The organism is Peribacillus sp. 05N428 (genome assembly GCF_056397085.1).
Genome location: NZ_JBFTMS010000026.1, coordinates 1 through 19502, shown reverse-complemented (window position 1 = coordinate 19502; position 19502 = coordinate 1). Strand labels below are relative to the sequence as shown.

At 41.2% G+C, this 19502-nt stretch carries 20 protein-coding genes and 1 riboswitch; of the genes, 17 read left to right on the top strand and 3 right to left on the bottom strand.

The features are described from left to right. The first annotated feature begins 72 nt into the window (after positions 1 to 72). From AC1DIV_RS20655 to AC1DIV_RS20610, 10 genes are all read left to right on the top strand, one after another. Complete coding sequence (locus AC1DIV_RS20655) at positions 73 to 1050, top strand: zinc-dependent alcohol dehydrogenase family protein (protein WP_340877514.1); 978 nt, start codon at positions 73 to 75, stop codon at positions 1048 to 1050. Between the two features lie 180 nt (positions 1051 to 1230). Beyond that, the gene (locus AC1DIV_RS20650) at positions 1231 to 2541 is read left to right on the top strand and encodes an amidohydrolase family protein (RefSeq protein WP_477577313.1); all 1311 of its coding nucleotides are present in this window, start codon (positions 1231 to 1233) and stop codon (positions 2539 to 2541) included. Positions 2542 to 2961: 420 nt separating this feature from the next. Beyond that, positions 2962 to 3297 carry a nuclear transport factor 2 family protein gene (locus AC1DIV_RS20645; protein ID WP_477577312.1) on the top strand — a complete coding sequence of 112 codons (336 nt, stop codon included), beginning with the start codon at positions 2962 to 2964 and terminating at the stop codon, positions 3295 to 3297. Between the two features lie 93 nt (positions 3298 to 3390). After that, on the top strand, positions 3391 to 3867 hold the full coding sequence (locus AC1DIV_RS20640) for a GNAT family N-acetyltransferase (protein ID WP_477577310.1): 477 nt from the start codon (positions 3391 to 3393) through the stop codon (positions 3865 to 3867). Positions 3868 to 3984: 117 nt separating this feature from the next. Further along, positions 3985 to 4096, top strand: a riboswitch (SAM riboswitch). A 259-nt stretch (positions 4097 to 4355) separates the two neighbouring features. Beyond that, on the top strand, positions 4356 to 5372 hold the full coding sequence (locus AC1DIV_RS20635; RefSeq protein ID WP_072273526.1) for a methionine ABC transporter ATP-binding protein: 1017 nt from the start codon (positions 4356 to 4358) through the stop codon (positions 5370 to 5372). Positions 5373 to 5393: 21 nt separating this feature from the next. Beyond that, positions 5394 to 6044, top strand: coding sequence for a methionine ABC transporter permease (locus tag AC1DIV_RS20630; protein WP_477577334.1), 651 nt, complete (start codon positions 5394 to 5396; stop codon positions 6042 to 6044). A 21-nt stretch (positions 6045 to 6065) separates the two neighbouring features. Beyond that, positions 6066 to 6938 carry a MetQ/NlpA family ABC transporter substrate-binding protein gene (locus AC1DIV_RS20625; protein ID WP_340877511.1) on the top strand — a complete coding sequence of 291 codons (873 nt, stop codon included), beginning with the start codon at positions 6066 to 6068 and terminating at the stop codon, positions 6936 to 6938. A 33-nt stretch (positions 6939 to 6971) separates the two neighbouring features. Beyond that, positions 6972 to 8183, top strand: a complete 1212-nt coding sequence (locus tag AC1DIV_RS20620; protein WP_477577308.1) for a M20 family metallopeptidase — start codon at positions 6972 to 6974, stop codon at positions 8181 to 8183. A gap of 323 nt (positions 8184 to 8506) precedes the next feature. After that, positions 8507 to 9082 carry a TetR/AcrR family transcriptional regulator gene (locus AC1DIV_RS20615; protein ID WP_340877509.1) on the top strand — a complete coding sequence of 192 codons (576 nt, stop codon included), beginning with the start codon at positions 8507 to 8509 and terminating at the stop codon, positions 9080 to 9082. 434 nt (positions 9083 to 9516) lie between these two features. Then, complete coding sequence (locus AC1DIV_RS20610) at positions 9517 to 9747, top strand: Fur-regulated basic protein FbpA (protein ID WP_063594715.1); 231 nt, start codon at positions 9517 to 9519, stop codon at positions 9745 to 9747. A gap of 211 nt (positions 9748 to 9958) precedes the next feature. On the opposite strand, the gene AC1DIV_RS20605 is transcribed toward AC1DIV_RS20610, so the two are convergent. Continuing rightward, positions 9959 to 10552 carry a dienelactone hydrolase family protein gene (locus AC1DIV_RS20605; protein ID WP_477577307.1) on the bottom strand — a complete coding sequence of 198 codons (594 nt, stop codon included), beginning with the start codon at positions 10550 to 10552 and terminating at the stop codon, positions 9959 to 9961. Positions 10553 to 10679: 127 nt separating this feature from the next. Beyond that, positions 10680 to 11075, bottom strand: coding sequence for an SRPBCC family protein (locus AC1DIV_RS20600; RefSeq protein WP_477577305.1), 396 nt, complete (start codon positions 11073 to 11075; stop codon positions 10680 to 10682). A 184-nt stretch (positions 11076 to 11259) separates the two neighbouring features. On the opposite strand from AC1DIV_RS20600, the gene AC1DIV_RS20595 reads away from it, so the two are divergent. The 3 genes from AC1DIV_RS20595 to AC1DIV_RS20585 all read left to right on the top strand — a co-directional run bounded on the left by AC1DIV_RS20595 (position 11260) and on the right by AC1DIV_RS20585 (position 12834). Then, a complete protein-coding gene (locus AC1DIV_RS20595) occupies positions 11260 to 11874 on the top strand; it encodes an undecaprenyl-diphosphatase (protein WP_477577303.1) in 615 nt (204 codons plus the stop codon). A 113-nt stretch (positions 11875 to 11987) separates the two neighbouring features. Next, positions 11988 to 12413 (top strand): 3-hydroxyacyl-ACP dehydratase FabZ, encoded by a 426-nt coding sequence (fabZ, locus tag AC1DIV_RS20590; protein WP_063575217.1) that lies wholly within the window; start codon positions 11988 to 11990, stop codon positions 12411 to 12413. Position 12414: 1 nt separating this feature from the next. Then, on the top strand, positions 12415 to 12834 hold the full coding sequence (locus tag AC1DIV_RS20585; RefSeq protein WP_340877504.1) for an NUDIX hydrolase: 420 nt from the start codon (positions 12415 to 12417) through the stop codon (positions 12832 to 12834). A 61-nt stretch (positions 12835 to 12895) separates the two neighbouring features. On the opposite strand, the gene AC1DIV_RS20580 is transcribed toward AC1DIV_RS20585, so the two are convergent. Further along, the gene (locus tag AC1DIV_RS20580) at positions 12896 to 13477 is read right to left on the bottom strand and encodes an LOG family protein (RefSeq protein ID WP_063594709.1); all 582 of its coding nucleotides are present in this window, start codon (positions 13475 to 13477) and stop codon (positions 12896 to 12898) included. Between the two features lie 97 nt (positions 13478 to 13574). Here AC1DIV_RS20580 and AC1DIV_RS20575 point away from each other — a divergent pair, with 97 nt between their 5' ends. The 4 genes from AC1DIV_RS20575 to AC1DIV_RS20560 all read left to right on the top strand — a co-directional run bounded on the left by AC1DIV_RS20575 (position 13575) and on the right by AC1DIV_RS20560 (position 19131). Further along, complete coding sequence (locus AC1DIV_RS20575) at positions 13575 to 13895, top strand: MazG nucleotide pyrophosphohydrolase domain-containing protein (RefSeq protein WP_477577332.1); 321 nt, start codon at positions 13575 to 13577, stop codon at positions 13893 to 13895. Between the two features lie 277 nt (positions 13896 to 14172). Then, positions 14173 to 14748: a TetR/AcrR family transcriptional regulator gene (locus AC1DIV_RS20570; RefSeq protein WP_323598243.1), complete on the top strand. Its 576-nt coding sequence runs from the start codon at positions 14173 to 14175 to the stop codon at positions 14746 to 14748. 69 nt (positions 14749 to 14817) lie between these two features. Further along, a complete protein-coding gene (locus AC1DIV_RS20565) occupies positions 14818 to 17988 on the top strand; it encodes a bifunctional cytochrome P450/NADPH--P450 reductase (RefSeq protein WP_477577301.1) in 3171 nt (1056 codons plus the stop codon). Between the two features lie 693 nt (positions 17989 to 18681). Then, positions 18682 to 19131: an NUDIX hydrolase gene (locus AC1DIV_RS20560; RefSeq protein ID WP_477577300.1), complete on the top strand. Its 450-nt coding sequence runs from the start codon at positions 18682 to 18684 to the stop codon at positions 19129 to 19131. Positions 19132 to 19502 lie beyond the last annotated feature (371 nt).

Sequence of the window (19502 nt, the reverse complement as noted above, 5' to 3'; positions counted from 1 at the left end):
GAATCATAATATAATAATTCCACAGTTAAATGTTAAAATGGAAAGACTTATATATTAAAGGAGACTACTATTTTGGAAGCCAAATGTATTACATTCTATGAGTTTGGGGATCCGCAAACGGTTTTAAAAGTTGAAAATAAATGTATTCAAAAACCTTTCGAGGGGGAAGTCCTCGTTCGGATGATCACACGTCCCATTAATCCGTCTGACTTGCTGCCCATTCGCGGTGCCTATTCCCACCGAATCCCTTTGCCTTCCATACCTGGTTATGAAGGGGTCGGCATTGTAGAAGAGGTGGGTCCAGCGGTTTCGAAAGAGCTGATAGGCAAGCGAGTTCTGCCTTTGCGCGGTGAAGGGACCTGGCAGGATTATGTTAAAACATCAGCGGAGCTGGCAATCGTCATTCCGGATTCGATTGAAGACCATATAGCAGCGCAATTATATATAAACCCGATAACTGCATGGCTTATCTGTACTGAAGTATTAACTTTGAAACCGGATGATGTATTACTCGTAAATGCTTGCGGATCTTCCATTGGCCGTATACTCGCCCAGTTATCCAAGATTCTTGGATTTAAGCTGATTGCTGTAACGAGAAACGATAAGTATACGGAAGAACTGCTTGAACTTGGTGCGTCATATGTGATCGATACATCCCGATCATCATTGCATGATACAGTGATGGAAATGACGAATGGTCGCGGTGCGAAAGCGGCCATAGATTCAGTGGGCGGCATCGATGGTTCAGAACTAGCTTTTTGTGTACGGCCTAAGGGCATCTTATTAACGATTGGCCTTTTATCAGGACAGTCTGTGAATTGGGCGGAAATTTCACAAAGGACAAAAGTGGATGTTAGAATGTTTCATCTTCGGCATTGGAATCAGCAGGCTTCCGTTCGAACTTGGCATGAAACATTTAACCTTTTGATGGGGTTCATTGCAGATGAAAAGTTGAAGTTCATGATGCCGGATTCCCACTACAGCCTTCAAGATGTTCAAGAAGCGATTATTGTCACGAGCAATAAAGGGAAGATATTTTTAAGCAGCTGATTTCGCAAAGGATAACTACTTAATTGAAGGAAGCATTCATCTTGGTGCTCTTCCAATAGGTTCCTAAGGTAAAGTGAAATGGCCCCTGATAATATGGAATTACTTGATTACCTGTAAGGTGCTAGTTTAGAATGCGGAATAGGACATGTTGATACTGATACAACTTTGGAGGAAATACTTATGAAAACAATATATGTGAATGCTACATTTTTTACGATGGACAAGGAAAACCAAATCATTGAAAACGGCATGATGATTGTACAAGATCATACCATATCCTACATCGGCCAGCATGATGAACAACAATTGGCAGATGCAGATCAAGTGGTCAACCTTGGCGGGAAATGGATCATGCCAGGCCTTGTGAATGCCCATTCGCATATTGTAATGACCCTTTTACGCGGTATCGGGGACGATATGCTGCTGAAGCCATGGCTTGAAACGAAAATATGGCCGATCGAAAGCCAGTTTACAACGGAAATCGCCTCTGTAAGTTCACAGCTAGGCATTATGGAAATGATGAAATCAGGAACCACGACATTTTCGGATATGTTCAATCCTAATGGAATAGATGCAGGTGCTGTCATGGAGACGATAGGCGAAACAGGAATGCGCGGAGCCTTTTCCTATACGATCTTCAGCTTGGGTATCGAAAAAGACCAGAAAGCGAACCTCATGGGGGCTGAGCAGTTTTCAAAAAACTATAAAGCATTTGCCGATGGCCGCCTGACTACCATGGTCGCACCGCATAGCCCATATGCCTGCACACCTGAAGCAATCATGGAAAGTGCACGAATTGCAAAAGAGAATGATTTGATGGTGCACATCCACGTATCGGAAACGGACTTTGAAATCCTCGACATCGAAAAACGTTACGGATCCCGTCCTGTCGAGCACCTTCGCCGTCTAGGCCTGTTCGATCAGCCTACCGTCATGGCACATGGAGTGGTCCTTAATGATGAAGAGCGGGCGATCCTAAAACAGCATGATGTTCGCGTTGCCCATAATCCAATCAGTAACCTGAAGCTCGGATCTGGGATAGCAGATGTTGTCAGCCTTCTTGATGCAGGCATTAAAGTGGGAGTGGCAACAGATGGCGTCGCCTCCAATAATAACTTCGATATGTTCGAAGAAATGAGGACAGCCGCATTACTGCAAAAAGGAATGTATAAGGATGCCACAAAATTCCCTGCACAAACAGCACTCGCCATGGCCACAAGAATGGGTGCCGAAGCGATAGGCATGGGTCACACAGGATCACTGGAAGCTGGTAAAAAAGCAGATTTCATCACCATTTACCCATATAACAAAGAACACCTGCAGCCACTGAGTGAAGCCTATTCGCACCTGCTTTATGCAGCACGCGGAAATGACGTATGTGATGTTTACATCGATGGCAAAATGGTCGTGAAAGATGGCCGCTGCTTAACGATCGATGAAGAAAAAGTAATCGCCGAAACCAATCGTCTGCAAGGAACCCTATCACGATAACACTGATGGGAGAACAACCGGATGCCCAAAGAAAGGAGCTGCCATTTGCAGCTCCTTTTTTTTATGGGTTGCGGGAGTAAATATTTAGAGGTAAAAAAGGAATGGCCGCTAGTATTGTGGAATAAATGGTTTACTTAGAAATCTGTTGTGAGTCCAGTTACGAAGTAAGCCAGCTAAAAATAGTAATATAATGGGGACGGCAAAAACGGTTAAAAACGAGAAAATGCCGCTGACCGCAAGATGAGCCAACTGCTAATCAGCAAGCAGCTGGATAAAAAAACTTAAATCGCATGGTTCATGAATTACTGAAAATCTACGTATTAATTATTCACGATTTTCCTATTTCGTTTCTTCGAGGGAAATGGTTGAAAAAGGAGGACAAGATGAATGGACAGGGAATCTTAATTATTAAAAGAGCATTTGTATCAGCTGGAGGAGAAATTGTTAAAATCTGAAGTTCGTACATCTCCAGAAGTGCTTTCATCCTTATTGAAAGATGATTTCTTTGAGTTCGGCAGTTCGGGTAACATATGGTCAAAAAGCGATTTTATGGGGCAAGAGGGAGCCGGAGCGGTGAACATGACATTAAGTCAATTTGAGATGCATCCATTGTCTGATGATACCGTGCTAACTACATACCGGATTTTTGATGAAGATAAGCTGGAACATACCTTAAGAAGTTCAATCTGGAAATGTGCGAATGGAAGATGGCAAATGTTTTTTCATCAAGGTACAAAAACAAAAGGGCTCCTTTAAGCTTTTTTTTTATGAAAAAGAAAGTTTTTAAATTTTGAAAGGTACATGAGTTTTCCTAGCATGAAAACTATTTCACTAAAATGATAGGGGTGGATGAAGTTGATCTTTCGGACCATTGATACGGACAAAGATAAAGATACTATCATTAATTTCCGGAAAGATTCCTTTGTTGTAAGTTTTGGAACTGATGCTGGTTTTGGAGATGAACATGCCTATCTGCAACGAATGGAAGAAAGGGTCCGCAAATTTCCGGATGGACAGGTGATCATTGAAAAGGACCAAGAACCGATTGGACAAATGGAACTTCAAATTCGGGAGTATGAAGGAACTGAAATTGGCTATGTGAATCTATTTTATCTTATTCCCGAATACCGCAGTAAAGGCCTTGGCAAGGAATTGGTTCGCTACGCAGAAAACTTTTTCAGGCAATTTAATGTAACCGAATATCATCTAAGGGTTTCTCCGGATAATCAAAGGGCGATTTCTTTATATACGAATTCAGGCATGGTGAAGATAAGGGAAGAAAATGAAAAATACCCTGTATGGAGAATGAGTAAATCATTATATTAATATAATTAAAAAGTATCGATTCACTATACTGTGAAACTATTTATAGCGATGAAAAATATGGTTGACTTTAGCGAAATTAGAATATATAGTGAAGGACATAATTAAATATAACGTTAATTCTTATCAAGAGATGTGGAGGGACTTGGCCCTATGATACCTCGGCAGCGGGTTTTTACTTTTGTAAAAATACTGTGCTAATTCCAACGGACGAAAGTTTGAAAGATAAGAAGGAGCTTTTCTTAGATAATTAATTTAAGAGTTTACTCTTTTTTATGTCTAAAAGAGGCCTCTTCTGTCTGATGACGGAAGAGGCCTCTTTTGTTTATTCAAAATGTATATGGTTATTTGGAGAATTGGTGCAGTTACTCGTGAATTTTGCAGTTTTACTCGTGAATTTCGAAAATTTAACCCTATCATTATGAAGCGTTGCAAAGCTCTTCTCTCTGGATAAGGAATTCGTACAAATAAACAGCATGGGGGGAGATTGGATGATTGAGTTTCAAGGTGTTAAAAAGGTTTATCAAACAAAGAAACAGACTGTCGAGGCTTTGAAGGGCATTGATTTGACAGTGGAAAAGGGGGATATATTCGGGGTAGTCGGTTATAGCGGGGCCGGAAAGAGTACGTTGATCAGGTTGGTCAATTTGCTTGAACATCCTTCAGATGGTTCGGTGGTTGTTGGGGGCAAGGATTTAACCAAATTAAGCCCGAAGGAATTACGGGCAGAAAAGAAAAAAATCGGGATGATCTTTCAGCATTTCAACTTACTAAACTCAAAAACTGTTTTTGATAATATTGCCATGCCGCTGGTTTTATCGGGAACTCCAGCTAAGGAAATCAAAGAACGTGTAGGCGAGCTATTGGAGTTCGTTGGCTTATCGAGCAAAGCAAAGAGTTATCCGGAACAATTATCCGGCGGGCAAAAGCAGCGGATCGGCATTGCGAGGGCGTTGGCTACGAATCCATCGATCTTATTGTGTGATGAAGCTACGTCGGCATTGGATCCACAAACAACGAGTGCAGTTCTGCAGCTCTTAAAAAAAATTAATAAAGAATACAATATCACCATTTTGCTAATCACTCATGAGATGTCTGTCATTCGGGAAATTTGCAATAAGGTAGCGGTCATGGAGGGCGGCTGCGTTGTTGAACAAGGTTCGGTTTTCGAAGTTTTTGCCAAGCCGCAAACGGATATTGCAAAAAACTTCGTGAGAACGGTCATACATGACGAAATTCCACAAAGTTTCTTAAAAAGCATAGGGTCCCATATCCCGATTATTTGGAAAATTAATTTTATTGGAACTACTTCGGGTACTCCTTTACTTTCAACCATCTCGAAGAAATATGATGTTCATTTAAGTGTCTTATCAGCCAATATTTCTGAAATCCAGGAAACTCCTTTCGGGAATTTGATCATCGAAGTGACGGGGAGCAAAAATGAGGTCGACAAGGCTTATCAATATATTAAAGATGAGGGGATTCTCGTCCAGGAGGTGCAAGTATAAATGGGTAATACGCTTTGGGGAATGGAAATAACGGCAGAGCAGCTGTCGACAGCTTTCGGTGACACACTTTATATGGTAGCCATCTCATTGATATTTTCCGGATTGATCGGGCTTCCGCTCGGTATCCTGCTTGTCATTACAAGAAAGGGTCACATCCTGGAGAATAAATGGATTTTTAATGTATTGAACCCGATCATCAATATCCTGCGGTCCGTTCCTTTCATCATCTTGCTTGTAGCACTCATTCCGTTTACAAGAATGATTGTCGGCAGTGCGATCGGAACGAATGCGGCCATTGTTCCGCTTATCTTTTACGCGGCTCCTTATATTGCCCGGCTTGTGGAAAACTCACTGTTGGAAGTGGACAAAGGGATCATCGAGGCAGCTCAGGCGATGGGGGCGACAACATGGCAAATCATTTACCACTTTTTGATTCCCGAGGGACTTAGCTCGTTGATCCTGACATTTACAACAGCGACAATCGGGCTTGTTGGATCTACGGCGATGGCAGGTGCCGTCGGTGCAGGCGGGGTCGGGGATTTAGCCTTGGCTTACGGTTATCAAAGGTTCGATACGATGACGATGATTGTCACAGTAGCGGCACTCGTGATCATCGTTCAATTATTGCAATCCACCGGGAATTTTGTTTCAAGAAAAATCAGAAGAAGATAAAACTAACAGGAGGCAGGAAAAATGAAAAAAATCTTATTAACGATCATGGTATTGGCATTGGCCATCGTGGCTTCAGCATGCGGGAATGAAGAGGGTGCATCAGGGAGTTCGGGTGATGTGAAAACAGTGAAAGTCGGTGTCAGCAGCGGGGATACGAGAACATGGGAATACATTGTCGACTTGGCGAAAGAGGACGGACTTAATATCGAACTGGTCACTTTCAATGATTATATCCAACCGAACCTTGCGTTAAGCGAAGGTGAAATTGATGCCAATTCATTCCAGACCGTCGCCTATTTCGATGAATTCGTTCAAGATCAAAATCTGAAATTGGAGGCCATCGGGTCGACTGTCATTGCACCTATGGGCCTTTATTCGAAAAAACATAAAAGTCTCAAAGATCTTCCGGATGGTGCTACGGTAGCCGTTCCGAATGAAGCAACAAACTTTGGCCGTGCACTGCTCCTGCTTCAGGAAGCTGGATTGATTACATTGAAAGAAGAATTCAATGGATCGGGATCATTGGAAATCATTAAGGAAAATCCGAAAAACTTGAAAATCCAGCCTGTTGCTGCCGGCAATACACCGCGTCTATTGGATGATGCCGATGCTTCAGCCATCAATAATAACTTTGCCGTCGAAGCAGGCCTTACATTAAAAGATTCTTTATTCCATGAAAGTAAAACGGCGAAACCATATATTAATATCATTGCAGTTAAAAAGGGTAATGCCGATCGTCCTGAGCTGCAAAAATTAGTGGAGCTTTATCAATCGAAAGAAGTGGAAGCGTTCATTGAAAAAACGTTTAAAGGAAACACCATTCCTGCCTATGTTTCTGTAGATGAATTAGTGAATTACCAGGATGCTTGGACAAAACCAGCTAATGAAAAGTAATGGATGGATTCAAGAAAAAGGGGAGATTAAGACATGGCGAGAGAATCAGTGCTGAAGCAGCATAAGCAAATCATTGAAGATCATATCGACCTTCATTCCGAATTATATATCGAAACGAGCCAAGCCATTCATGCTAAACCTGAAATTGGAAATCAAGAGTTCTTCGCTTCGGATACATTAACCGGAATACTTCAAAATGAAGGATTTGAAGTGACCCGCAATATTGCCGGGCATGAAACAGGGTTCATCGCCAAAAAAACCTCTTCAAAGAAAGGACCTACAATTGCCTTTTTAGCCGAGTATGATGCATTGCCGGGTTTAGGCCATGCTTGCGGCCATAATATCATCGGCACAACGAGTGTGGCGGCAGGCATTTCCCTGGCTCAAGTGCTGGAGGAAACGGGCGGAGAGGTGATCGTTTTCGGAACACCGGCTGAAGAGGGCGGGCCGAATGGAAGTGCAAAAGGAAGCTTTGTGAAGCACGGTCTATTTGATGGGGTGGATGCGGCCATCCTTATCCATCCTGCAGGAAAAACGGGGGTAACAAGTCCGTTTTTGGCTGTCGACCCCCTTGATTTTCATTTTTACGGGAAGTCTGCACATGCAGCAGCTGCACCTGAAGAAGGCGTGAATGCACTTGACGGGGTGATTCAGCTGTTCAATGGCATTAATGCTTTGCGTCAGCAGCTCCCGGCCGAGGTCAAAATTCACGGAATCATCACCAATGGCGGGGAAGCGCCTAACATCATTCCTGAATATGCTTCCGCCAGATTTTACATTAGAGCAACAACGTGGAAACTTTGCCAAGAAGTATCCAATAAAATACGTGCTGTTGCTGAAGGGGCGGCACTTGCCACAGGAAGCACGGTTAAAGTGGAACGTTTCCAAAATGAAGTACTCGATTTTGTCATCAATCCAGTTCTGGATGGACTGCTAAAAGAAGAACTGACTCAATTAGGGGAAGCGGTGGCTCCTCGAAAAGAGAGTGGCTTTGGCTCGACGGATGCAGGTAATGTAAGCCATGCAGTGCCGACAGCACATCCTTATATAAAAATTGGACATGATGAGTTGATTGCCCATACGAATGAATTCCGCGACTGTGCCAAATCTCCTGCTGGAGACAAAGCCATCCTGACCGGAGCAAAAGCTCTAGCACTTACGGGGTATAAATTGCTTTCGGATAAAGACCTGTTAGATCAAGTGAAAGCGGCATTTCATGAAGCGAAGCAAACGGAAAAATTTTGAGTAGCAGCCATTATTTTTTCGATTCTTGTATAATCGCCTAATAACCTTATTATCTCGTTAATCCCTGTGATTCTTGCGTTATACATTATTGTCACGAACAGTTATAAGTAAAGGAATGAATTTTATTTGTTTCTTTCTTATTCTGTTCTTTTTATTTCCCGTCTTTTTCTGCATAAAATCCTTCAAATTCTTACTTAATTGAGTAACTTCTTTCCTGACATTTCAGATTCCCCCTACAATTTTTCACTCTATAACAATTGGTATAGCAGGTTTAGCCTTTACTTGTTGACTTTTTAGTACGGTCGTACTAAAATGTGGGTATCGTGAAAACAAAAGATAAAATCATTCGAAAATCAGTAGAACTTATCTCTCTATATGGTTATGTTAATTTTTCTATCGGAAATGTTGCTAAGGAGGTACAGGTAAGTAAAGGTGTTGTAAATTACCATTTCCCTCAGAAAGAATTATTATTGGAAGCAATAATTACTCAATATTATGAAAAAGCGGCCATTTATATGGGAGAGCACATAATCTTGGAGGAAGATGCAAAAAGGATGTTAGAATCATACATCGAGTCTAACTTAAGATTCGTGTCGGAAAATAAAGCAGAAACATTGGCAATAACGGAAATAGTGCTTAACGGAAGAAATGAAAACGGAGAATTGATCTTTGTGGATGAAAATAACACCATATTAAATCCACTAATCGAGATTTTTCAATACGGGCAGGATGTTGACAGGAGTTTTAGAAAATTTCCTCCTGAAATAATGGCTAGAGCAGTTAGAAACGTAATTGATAGCTTTAGTTCAACAATCGCAAAAGAAGAAATAACTGATATTGATTCTGCAATAATGGAAATAAAAACCATATTTGATAAAGCCACCGAAAGAAGTGATTAATAATGTCTAAAATTACGAATGAAGTACTAAGATTTATAGGGATTGTCCTATTTATATTTGCAGTTCAGGGATTGATAAGACCGTTGTTCAACATGTTTTTTGGTCATTCGTTAACTTTTAACTTATTCTCTCTTCCAAGTACAGCTTCACTCGTCCTCTATGTGATCATTTTAGTATTAGGAATATGGTTAGTTAAAAAGACAAAACCATTTGACAGTGAAAAAAAATAATGGCTTTATAAAACATTGCCTTTTCCCCAGGAAAAAAATAGTTGACTACGGAGCATGTAGTTAGTATTATAATAATACCGAGTAATTAAATAGGAATTATAGGTTAATTGACCGGAAAACCGGAGACTTTTCTTTCATGTAAAGAGGTGTCTCCGGTTTTTTTGTGAATGGGCAAGTCAATACGTATTAAAAGGAGGATTTATCATGGGGACATTATTGCGTAAAGCCATTGAGAAAAAAAGGAACTTCCTGATCAACAAGTTGATTAACAAGGGAGTTTACAAAAAGAATGACATCCATCTATTTGAATTGACCTTAACCGATTTAGAGAATGAATATATTAAAATAAGTAAAATTGAGGAGAAGGAATCCGACGATCATTCCCCCTGTCTAAGGAAACATTTCATATTCTATGAGAATAGAAGGAGAGGGTGAAATGGGGAAGGGCTTGGAAGAAAGGCGGAAGGAATTAATCTATAAACTTATGATCCATACTGTAAATAAAACGGTGGAACAGCTTATGAAGTTAACCTTGAAATAATTGGAAAAAGAATATAAAAAGGTTCAAAATGACTGTCACCCCCATAGTGATGCGGGTTCTATACATTGGGTCCATACAAAACGGCAGTAGGGTGAATGTGGAACATTAATTCACCATAAAAAATTTCATCATTTTGCTAACGGCTGCTTGTGCTGATTCTGCATGATATTTTGAATGGTAAGGGTCGCTGAATCCGTGTTCCCCCATGAATTTATGAACTTCGACATCCTTACTTTCTAAAGCTGAAATTAACTCATCGACATTAAATGATGGCTCTTCTAGGGGGAAAAATAGCAGTGCAGGGCATCGTGGCGCCAATTCTGCATAATTCCTAATACGCGAACCGTAGTAACCAACAATTCCATCGACACACTCTTCCTCACTGCACAGCCAAGCTACAGTTGCCCCTGCACTGAATCCAAGAATGAAAATCTTTTGGTATTCATCTTTTATATCCGATAATATATCCTTTATCTTATATAAAGCATCCATGAAACCTACGTTCTCCATAAAATGTCGATAAGCAGCATCCTCTTGGGAATAATCAAATGGCATCCCACGTCCTAACAAATCCGGACAGATCACATCAAAACCTTGATTTGATAATAACTCACAATAACCCTGCATATGTTGATTCAGTCCATATATTTCATGAATGACAATGATGACAGTATCGGACTTTTTCTGTATGTGCAGCATCTTTTACCTCCTTATGCGAATTTCTTCTATTATAAATACAGCCGTCTCCCTTCAGACGCTATATACGAAGGGGCATAGCAGTGATTTTTTAATAAACATGGAAATGAACTAGGTTCTCTTTGAATGATTAGGTATAGGGAAGTTCTTTTCCTTCTAAACATGCCTTTAAGTTAGCCAAACTAAGTTCATATCCGTCCATGTTAATAAATACTCTAGTGCCTTGGGATTCTGGGAATATTTCGAAAGTGAAAACGAGTTTATCCGAATCCGAAGAATAAGAAAACCTTTCGTAAGGGATTATCTCTTGGATTGTAAAGCTCATTGGGATGCTTTCATTCTCTTTAAGATTGTTATGTGCACTAGGCATTAATACGAAGATTGCCTTCTCTCCAACCTGGAGTTTAGGAATATTCCATTTTGAACCCGGGGCATACCATTTTGAAATGATTTCATCATTCGTGATCGCATTCCAAACCGTTTCCTGTTTTTCTTGAATTAGAACAGAGTTCCTGTCATTATTCATTTGACTAACCTCCGTATTTTTCCTTGGATTATATAGAAAGTTCAGGAAATATACAAGACACCACTAAGCTTCTTTAACCGCGTGACAATATTGTAAGACGGCAGCTTAAACTGTTAGGAAGAACGATGGCGATATATTTCCTTTCTCTTTAATATGTAAGAAAAAGAGGAAGGTTGGGTATGAAATGGACTTTTTTGAGTTGAATACCAATGTATTCAGAATGATCAATGACTTAGGGAAACAGTACGATTATTTAAACCCTTCTGCCATTTTCATTGCCGAGTACATGGTATTTTTATTAGCTTTGGCAGTCATCTTAATATGGTTCACTCGAAATGAACAGAGTAGGATGATGGTTGTTTGTGGGATGATTACGTTTGTAATGGCTGAAATGATGGGGAAAATGGCAGGGAGATTGCATTCGAATAATCAGCCATTTGCCGAATTGGCCAATGTTAATCAGTTAATTGAAAAAGCAGTGGATAATTCATTTCCTAGCGACCATACCATCTTGTTTTTCTCGTTTTGTGTATCTTTTTGGCTTTTCAAAAGAGGATGGTGGTTGTTATGGATCATGCTGGCTTTTCTTGTTGGCATTTCCCGTATTTGGGTAGGTGTCCACTTTCCGGCGGATGTGCTGGCAGGAGCAATACTGAGCACCATTTCAGGATTGGCGGTTTACCTTGTTGTTCCTAAAATAAGCTTGATTCATAAATTATTAGGGGGATATGAGAGGTATGAAGAAATGGTTCTATCCCCGTTAACTAAATCGAAGGAAAAAAAATCAAAGGATTTGTAAGCGAAAACAGGGTTGCTCAGGCAGCCTTTTTTTTATAATACAAAAATATCCATATGGTGATTCTGATGGTAAAATTAAGTGATAGCAATCCATCGCAATGGGGGGACTTAATATTGATTGATATCCAAGAAATCAAAGACATTATCAGGCATCGCTATCCATTTCTTTTAGTTGATAGAGTTTTGGAACTGGAAGAAGGAAAGAGGGCGGTGGCCATTAAAAACGTCACGGCAAATGAAGAGTTTTTTTCTGGTCACTTTCCCGATTACCCAGTGATGCCAGGTGTGTTGATCGTGGAGGCATTAGCACAGGTAAGTGCTGTTGTCATGCTTACAAAAGAAGAAAATAAAGGACGGATCGGACTTTTGGCCGGGATCGATGGATGCCGTTTTAAAAGGCAAGTAAAACCAGGGGACCAATTACGTTTAGAAGTGGAGATTACTCGCTTGAAAGGTCCTATCGGTAAAGGAACAGGAAGGGCTACTGTCGAGGGGGAAACTGTATGCGAGACAGAGCTCATTTTTGCTTTTGGTGATTGAGGTGATACCGATAAAAAAAGCTTACGGGTATGTGACAAGAATCAATAATGGAGAAACACAGGTATTGGTTTTTCAACATCCCATTAAGGAAGCCGGTATACAGATACCCAAGGGAACGGTGAAGCCTCAAGAAGATGCTTACCAAGCAGTGATTAGGGAAATGAAAGAAGAAACAGGTCTGGAAAATTTTCATGTAGAGAAATTAATAATAGAAGATTTTTGGGAGAACGTCGATGGTGCCATACATAATAGATATTTTTATCAAATAAGTGTGTCGAATGTTCCTGATGAATGGGACCATCAGCCGACGGGTGGAGGAGATGAAGCGGGGCTGACATTTCATTTCTTCTGGATTTCATCCGAACATGAAGTGCAACTTATCAAAGGGCATGGAGATTATTTAAACCGGATATTTACCTAACCTGCAGTTTATCACAGCCGGCCAAGATCATTATTGATCTTGGCCGGCTGTTTTTTAATGATCAGGTTTGTTTCTCGGTAATGAAAGTTTTTACGGTTGGCGGTTCATATGTAATGAATTGATCAAGAAGTCCATTTGGTTCAACATCCACCAGCGCCATGGAACGGAATTTTTCATGAAGGAACTGTTCGTCGGACATATGGTTGAATAAAGCAACCAAAGGATCATAATAGTGATTGATATTTAAGAGTCCGCAAGGTTTTTGATGAAGACCAAGCTGAGCCCAAGTGAAAATCTCAAAGAATTCTTCCAATGTTCCTGGCCCGCCTGGCAAAGCCATGAACCCATCTGCAAGCTCAGCCATCTTTGCTTTTCTTTCATGCATGGATTCCACGACGATCAGCTCGGTTAAGTTCTTATGTGCTATTTCCTTTTTTTCTAGGAAATCTGGCATTACGCCAATTACATTTCCGCCTGCTTCCAAGACGGAATCTGCAACTGCACCCATGATTCCTACACTTGAGCCTCCATAAACAAGGGTAATCTTACGTTTTGCCAGTTCCGCACCCAGTTTTTTAGCCTCTTCTACATAGACAGCAGATGCACCTTTGCTTGATCCACAAAATACAGCTAGACTTTTCAAAATATCACATCTCCCATTTAGTAATCTTCCTTTCTTATCATACAAAATTAAAGGGGATTTGTTAAACTTGAATGATAAAAAAGAAGGGTGGATGGATATGGACGTCACTGAATTTCAACAATGGGTAAAAGATTATTATGAAGTACGGGGATGGTCAGAATTGGACATCTTCATTCGCATTGGCTTTTTGGCAGAAGAAACTGGCGAGGTTGCACGAGCCATTCGTTCCCTTGAGATCGGCAGGGATAGACCTGATGAAGTTATTGGTTCGTTTGAAGAAAACATACAGGAGCTAACCGAAGAGTTGGGAGATGTGTTAGGAAACTTGATTGTGATTGCGAACAAATACAATATCCCCTTGGAGGAAGTGTTCAATGCCCATAAAAGGAAACTATCTGAACGTTATAATCAAGCATAAGTTTCTTCTCGTTTAATAGGTGAACAAGAAGTTAATTTCAGTAAACCTGTGAAAGAGCTGTGACTATCAGCTCTTTTTCTTATGGGGCAAACGATAGTTTATCATTCCATTTTATTCCTTAAAAAGAAATACTTTCAGTCTTTTATCCCCCTCCATTAATAAAGAATTCACAAAATATGGGTAGTATGCGCGATTGAGATTGGATTTTATTGGGTATACACTTGGATTAAAGGAATGAACGTTCATTCCGCATCTTTTGAAAAAAGGGGGGATCATTATGATCACGGCAGCAAATAAACGAGACAGTATAATAAAAAGCGCTTTAGTGCTTTTCGCAGAACGGGGATATGATGCGACGACGATTCCGATGATTGCTGCATCGGCAGGAGTTGGAGCGGGTACCATTTATCGTTATTTCGAGAATAAGGAAGTGCTGGGCAACAAGATCTTTCAAGAGTACTTGGATATTTTCACTGAAACGGTCAAGAATGGATTTCCTCATGATGATTCAATTCGCACGCAGTTTCACCATATTTTTAAAACGATGGTTCACTTTACAACCGAGCAGGACCAAGCTCTTTATTTTATTAAAATCCATAGTGGGGCCCATTTTTTAAATGAAGATAGTCATGCCAGCTTTCAAGGGCTATTGAATATATTCAAAAACTTCTTTGATTCAGGAAAAGAGAAAAAAGAAATTAAGGAGCTTCCTTCTTCAGCTTTGATTGCCATCATTTACGGAGCTTTTCTTGAGCTTGAGCGACTTGTTCGCATCGGGGAGTTAGAACCTGAACCAAAACTTTTGGCAGATGTGGAAGAAAGCTTTTGGGATGCAGTGCGATTGCACGTTTAAGACACTTTCAAAATAAACGGAATGAACGTTCATTCCGCAATCTAACTATCGTAAAGAGGTGCTAATAAAATGGAAAATACAACTCAGTTTCCACAGCCAAAGACATATGGCCCCCTAGGCAGCCTGCCTATCATTGATAAGGATAAGCCCCTTCAGTCTTTCATGAAGCTGGCACGAGAACTTGGGCCGATTTTTCAGTTTCAATTTCCGGGTCGAATCACTACATTCGTCTCCAGTGCTGCCCTCGCTAAAGAAATATGTGATGAAACAAGATTTGATAAGAAAGTCGGTCCAGCCCTGCAGAAAGTGAGGGCGTTTGGCGGTGATGGTCTCTTCACAAGTGAAACGAAGGAACCGAATTGGAAAAAGGCCCATAACATCCTGCTTCCCAGCTTTAGCCAGCAGGCAATGAAGGGCTATCATGCTAAAATGGTGGATCTTGCTACCCAACTCATTCAAAAATGGGCTCGCCTGAATCCGGCTGATGAGATAGATGTTCCTGAGGATATGACACGATTGACCTTGGATACGATCGGACTATGCGGGTTCAATTACCGCTTTAACAGTTTTTATCGGGAGACCACCCATCCATTTGTCAACAGTATGCTGCGTGCGTTGGATGAAGCGATGAGCCAAACGCAGCGGCTTGGAATCCAAGATAAACTGATGATCAAATCTAAAAAACAATTCAGGGAAGACATTCAATATATGTTCTCTCTAGTGGATGAATTGATTGCCGAACGAAAACAAAATGGCGATCACGGAGAAGATGACCTTCTTTCCCATATGTTAAAAGGAGTCGACCCTGAAACGGGTGCATCACTGGATGATGAAAATATTCGTTTTCAAATCATTACCTTTTTAATAGCTGGGCATGAAACGACGAGCGGTCTCCTATCGTTCGCCATCTATTTCCTCATGAATAACAGAGACAAGTTAAAAAAAGCGCAGCAGGAAGTCGATGAAGTGCTGGGTGATGATGTTCCTGATTATAAACAAGTGAAAAAGCTGAAATATGTCCGGATGGTACTGAATGAAACGCTTCGTCTGTGGCCGACAGCTCCGTCGTTTTCCGTTTATGCGAAAGAAGATACCATGCTGGATGGAAAATACAATGTGAAGAAAGATGATGTGTTCTCACTGCTCATTCCCGAGATTCACCGTGATCCATCCGTTTGGGGTGATGACGTTGAATCGTTCATTCCTGAGCGGTTCGAGGATTTGGATTCCATCCCTTATCATGCGTATAAACCGTTTGGAAACGGGCAGCGCGCCTGTATCGGACAGCAGTTTGCGCTTCATGAAGCGACACTGGTGCTTGGAATGGTTTTACAGCACTTTGACCTGATCGATCATGAAGAATATCAATTGGAAGTTAAAGAAACATTGACTCTTAAACCGGACGGATTGACCATGCGCGTTTCACCGATGAAGCCGGCGATGTCGTTTACCGTTGCTTCTTCAGAACCAAACTCTCCGGAAAAAGGTGCCGCGGTATCTCCAACCGAATCAGTACATGGAACACCATTACTCGTCCTGTTTGGATCAAACATGGGAACAGCGGAAGGGATTGCTCGTGACCTTGCCGAAACAGGGAAGCGGCAAGGCTTCCATGCCGAAGTTGCCCCTTTAAATGATTACACCGATCGGCTTCCCAAAGAAGGAGCTGTTCTCATAGTTACGGCATCCTATAATGGAAATCCCCCTGATAATGCAGGTGATTTCGTTTCATGGCTGAAGGAAAGCCATGGTGGCACATTGGATGGTGTTCACTATGCGGTCTTCGGCTGCGGTGACCGCAATTGGGCCAATACGTACCAACGCATTCCAAACCTCATTGATGAGCGGCTGGAACAAAAAGGTGCAGTGCGGCTGTCAGAAACAGGCTATGGAGATGCTAGCGATGACTTTGAAGGGGATTACGAGAAATGGACAGAAGCCCTTTGGCCGAATCTTGCCGAAGCCCTGAACATTAAAGTCAATGAGAATGATCGGGAAGTCAGCTCGATTACGATGAACTTCGTAAGTGATGTGAGCGGCACACCGCTTGCCCGCACGCATCATGCGTTTACATCCATTGTAAAAAGGAATGCTGAATTACAACATGAAGATAGCGGAAGAAGTACACGTCATATAGAATTAACGCTGCCAGAGGGAATACACTATCAGGAAGGCGATCATCTCGGGGTGCTTCCGCAAAATCCAGCGGAACTTGTCGAGCGAGTGCTCAGTCGATTTAACCTAAACGGCCAAGATTACGTGAATCTGACTGGGGATTCCGGAAAAGCTGCCCATCTTCCTACAGGAAAACCGGTAAAACTGGAAGAGTTACTATCAAACCATGTGGAGTTCCAAGAACCCGCCACCCGGTCTCAAATACGGGCGCTTGCCACTCATACGGTATGTCCTCCACATGTAAAAGAACTTGAAGATCTTCTATTGGACAATACCTATAAACAAGAAATCCTGAACAAGCGCATAACCATGCTTGACCTAATCGAAAAGTATCTTGCATGTGAAATCCCGTTTGAACGTTTCCTGGCTTTACTGCCACCTTTAAAAGCAAGATACTACTCCATCTCAAGCTCACCACTCCACAACGAAGGAGAAGCAAGCATCACCGTAAGCGTCGTCCGTGGAGAAGCTTTGAGCGGCAACGGGGAATACAAAGGAATTGCATCGAATTATTTGGCAGAACGCTCCCAAGGAGACAAAATAGCCTGCTTTATCAATATGCCGCAATCCAACTTCCAGCTGCCAAAGCAAACAGGAAAACCAATCATCATGATCGGCCCTGGAACAGGCATTGCACCATTCAGGGGATTCATACAATCACGTCGCGCCTTGAAAGAAAAAGGTGAAACGCTAGGGACGGCCCACCTCTACTTTGGATGCCGTAATCCGGAACACGATTTCCTCTATCAAGAAGAACTCGTCCATGCCGAACAAGAGGGCCTTGTAACACTGCACACCGCTTACTCCAGATGTCCCGGTCAAGAAAAAACATATGTCCAGAACCGATTGGCGGAAAACGCCCAAGACATCCTTCCTTTATTAAAAGAAGAAGGAGGACACCTATACATCTGCGGAGACGGAAGCAAAATGGCGCCAGATGTTGAACGAACCATAATTGACAGCTATATGCATATCTATCAAACACAGAGAGAAGAAGCCACAGAATGGCTGCAATCATTAGAGGAGAATGGCAGATATGCGAAAGATGTTTGGGCAGGAGCATAAATAAGAAAAGCAGCGATCCTTAAAGGAATCGCTGCTTTCTTATGAAAATACGAACTCACGAGTATATAGTGAAATTCACCAGTAAAGTGCAAATTCACGAGTAAAATAGCAAAACTCACGAGTAAATTGCGGAAATTCACGAGTAAAACAGCAAAACTCACGAGTAAATTGCTCAAACTCACGAGTAAAATAGCGAAACTCACGAGTAAATTGCGAATACACGAGTAAAACAGCGAAAATCTCGAGTATATCGCTCAAACTTTCGAATATATCGCTCAAACTCACCAGTAAAGTGAGAATTCACGAGTAAAATAGCAAAATTCACGAGTAAATTGCTCAAACTCACGAGTAAAATAGCGAAACTCACGAGTAAATTGCGAATACACGAGTAAAACAGCGAAAATCTCGAGTATATCGCTCAAACTTTCGAATATATCACTCAAACTCTTGAATATATCGCCCAAACTCACGAATATATCGCTCAAACCCCCGAGTGATGACGGAGAGCGTTTACGGATTCCATTTTCATTGTTAGAATTTGAGAATGTGTTAATACTTTGGAGGCAGTGGAAGTGAGGGATGTTTGGTCATGATCCTTCTTATTTATATGTGTTAAGTATTTTTTGCTTCACTCCCATTAACCAGCTTAGCCATGATGGGGCACGAACTAACGATAAAGGGGTTCTTTTTAAAATGTTTACGTATACTGTTTGTTTTGTAAAGAAGAATAATGAACTTCTCATGCTTAACCGGGAGAAAGCTCCAATTATGGGTGTCTGGAATGGGGTGGGTGGCAAAATCGAGAAAGGTGAAACACCTGATATGGGTGCGCAGCGTGAGGTATTTGAGGAAACGGGGATAGAGGTAAACTCCTTTTTTTCTAAAGGAACCGTAACCTGGGAGACTCCAGAAGGTGAATTGGATGGAATATATGTATATTTGTATATGGCGGATGAGGATTTAATTTATGAAACACCGAAAAAAACGCGGGAAGGCATTCTTGATTGGAAATCCATTGATTGGATACTTCATCCGCTTAATCTCGGAATTGCTGAGATGGTTTCACAGTACTTGCCGGTTTTATTGAAAAAAGAAGGAAACTATACATTCACTTACAAAAATGGTCAAATGCATAGATTTTGAACGAATCTCGTACCCTTTTGAAACTTGAATCCTTAAAGGCGAACTTCATCAGAATAATAGTTGCTTTATATGCCTATCAGCTAATTACCGGAAGTGTTCGATTTTGTTAATAACAGGATTAGCTGAACCTCAAAAAGATAGAAAATGAGGTTTTTTGAAGTTTGCTATTGTCTCATTATTTCTATTCGTTGTTTCCATACTGGGTTTCTTAATGGACTAACAAGGTTAGCATTCCTGTAGTTCGTTATTTTTCAGCTTTGAAAAAAATAGGGCTCCTCAGTAAGATATGAGTAAGACACCACTCAAACTCAAAACCTTAGGAGGAACCCTAATATGAAGTTTAAAATGCAAGATAAACAAAATCAACTAAT

What these genes read in the sequence shown, in the direction of transcription:
- AC1DIV_RS20650 (WP_477577313.1), top strand. Translation starts at nt 1,231, where the DNA reads ATGAAAACAATATATGTGAATGCTACATTTTTTACGATGGACAAGGAA.
- AC1DIV_RS20640 (WP_477577310.1), top strand. Translation starts at nt 3,391, where the DNA reads ATGAAGTTGATCTTTCGGACCATTGATACGGACAAAGATAAAGATACT.
- AC1DIV_RS20635 (WP_072273526.1), top strand. Translation starts at nt 4,356, where the DNA reads ATGATTGAGTTTCAAGGTGTTAAAAAGGTTTATCAAACAAAGAAACAG.
- AC1DIV_RS20630 (WP_477577334.1), top strand. Translation starts at nt 5,394, where the DNA reads ATGGAAATAACGGCAGAGCAGCTGTCGACAGCTTTCGGTGACACACTT.
- AC1DIV_RS20625 (WP_340877511.1), top strand. Translation starts at nt 6,066, where the DNA reads ATGAAAAAAATCTTATTAACGATCATGGTATTGGCATTGGCCATCGTG.
- AC1DIV_RS20620 (WP_477577308.1), top strand. Translation starts at nt 6,972, where the DNA reads ATGGCGAGAGAATCAGTGCTGAAGCAGCATAAGCAAATCATTGAAGAT.
- AC1DIV_RS20610 (WP_063594715.1), top strand. Translation starts at nt 9,517, where the DNA reads ATGGGGACATTATTGCGTAAAGCCATTGAGAAAAAAAGGAACTTCCTG.
- AC1DIV_RS20605 (WP_477577307.1), bottom strand. Translation starts at nt 10,552, where the DNA reads ATGCTGCACATACAGAAAAAGTCCGATACTGTCATCATTGTCATTCAT.
- AC1DIV_RS20600 (WP_477577305.1), bottom strand. Translation starts at nt 11,075, where the DNA reads ATGAATAATGACAGGAACTCTGTTCTAATTCAAGAAAAACAGGAAACG.
- AC1DIV_RS20595 (WP_477577303.1), top strand. Translation starts at nt 11,260, where the DNA reads ATGGACTTTTTTGAGTTGAATACCAATGTATTCAGAATGATCAATGAC.
- AC1DIV_RS20575 (WP_477577332.1), top strand. Translation starts at nt 13,575, where the DNA reads ATGGACGTCACTGAATTTCAACAATGGGTAAAAGATTATTATGAAGTA.
- AC1DIV_RS20570 (WP_323598243.1), top strand. Translation starts at nt 14,173, where the DNA reads ATGATCACGGCAGCAAATAAACGAGACAGTATAATAAAAAGCGCTTTA.
- AC1DIV_RS20565 (WP_477577301.1), top strand. Translation starts at nt 14,818, where the DNA reads ATGGAAAATACAACTCAGTTTCCACAGCCAAAGACATATGGCCCCCTA.
- AC1DIV_RS20560 (WP_477577300.1), top strand. Translation starts at nt 18,682, where the DNA reads ATGTTTACGTATACTGTTTGTTTTGTAAAGAAGAATAATGAACTTCTC.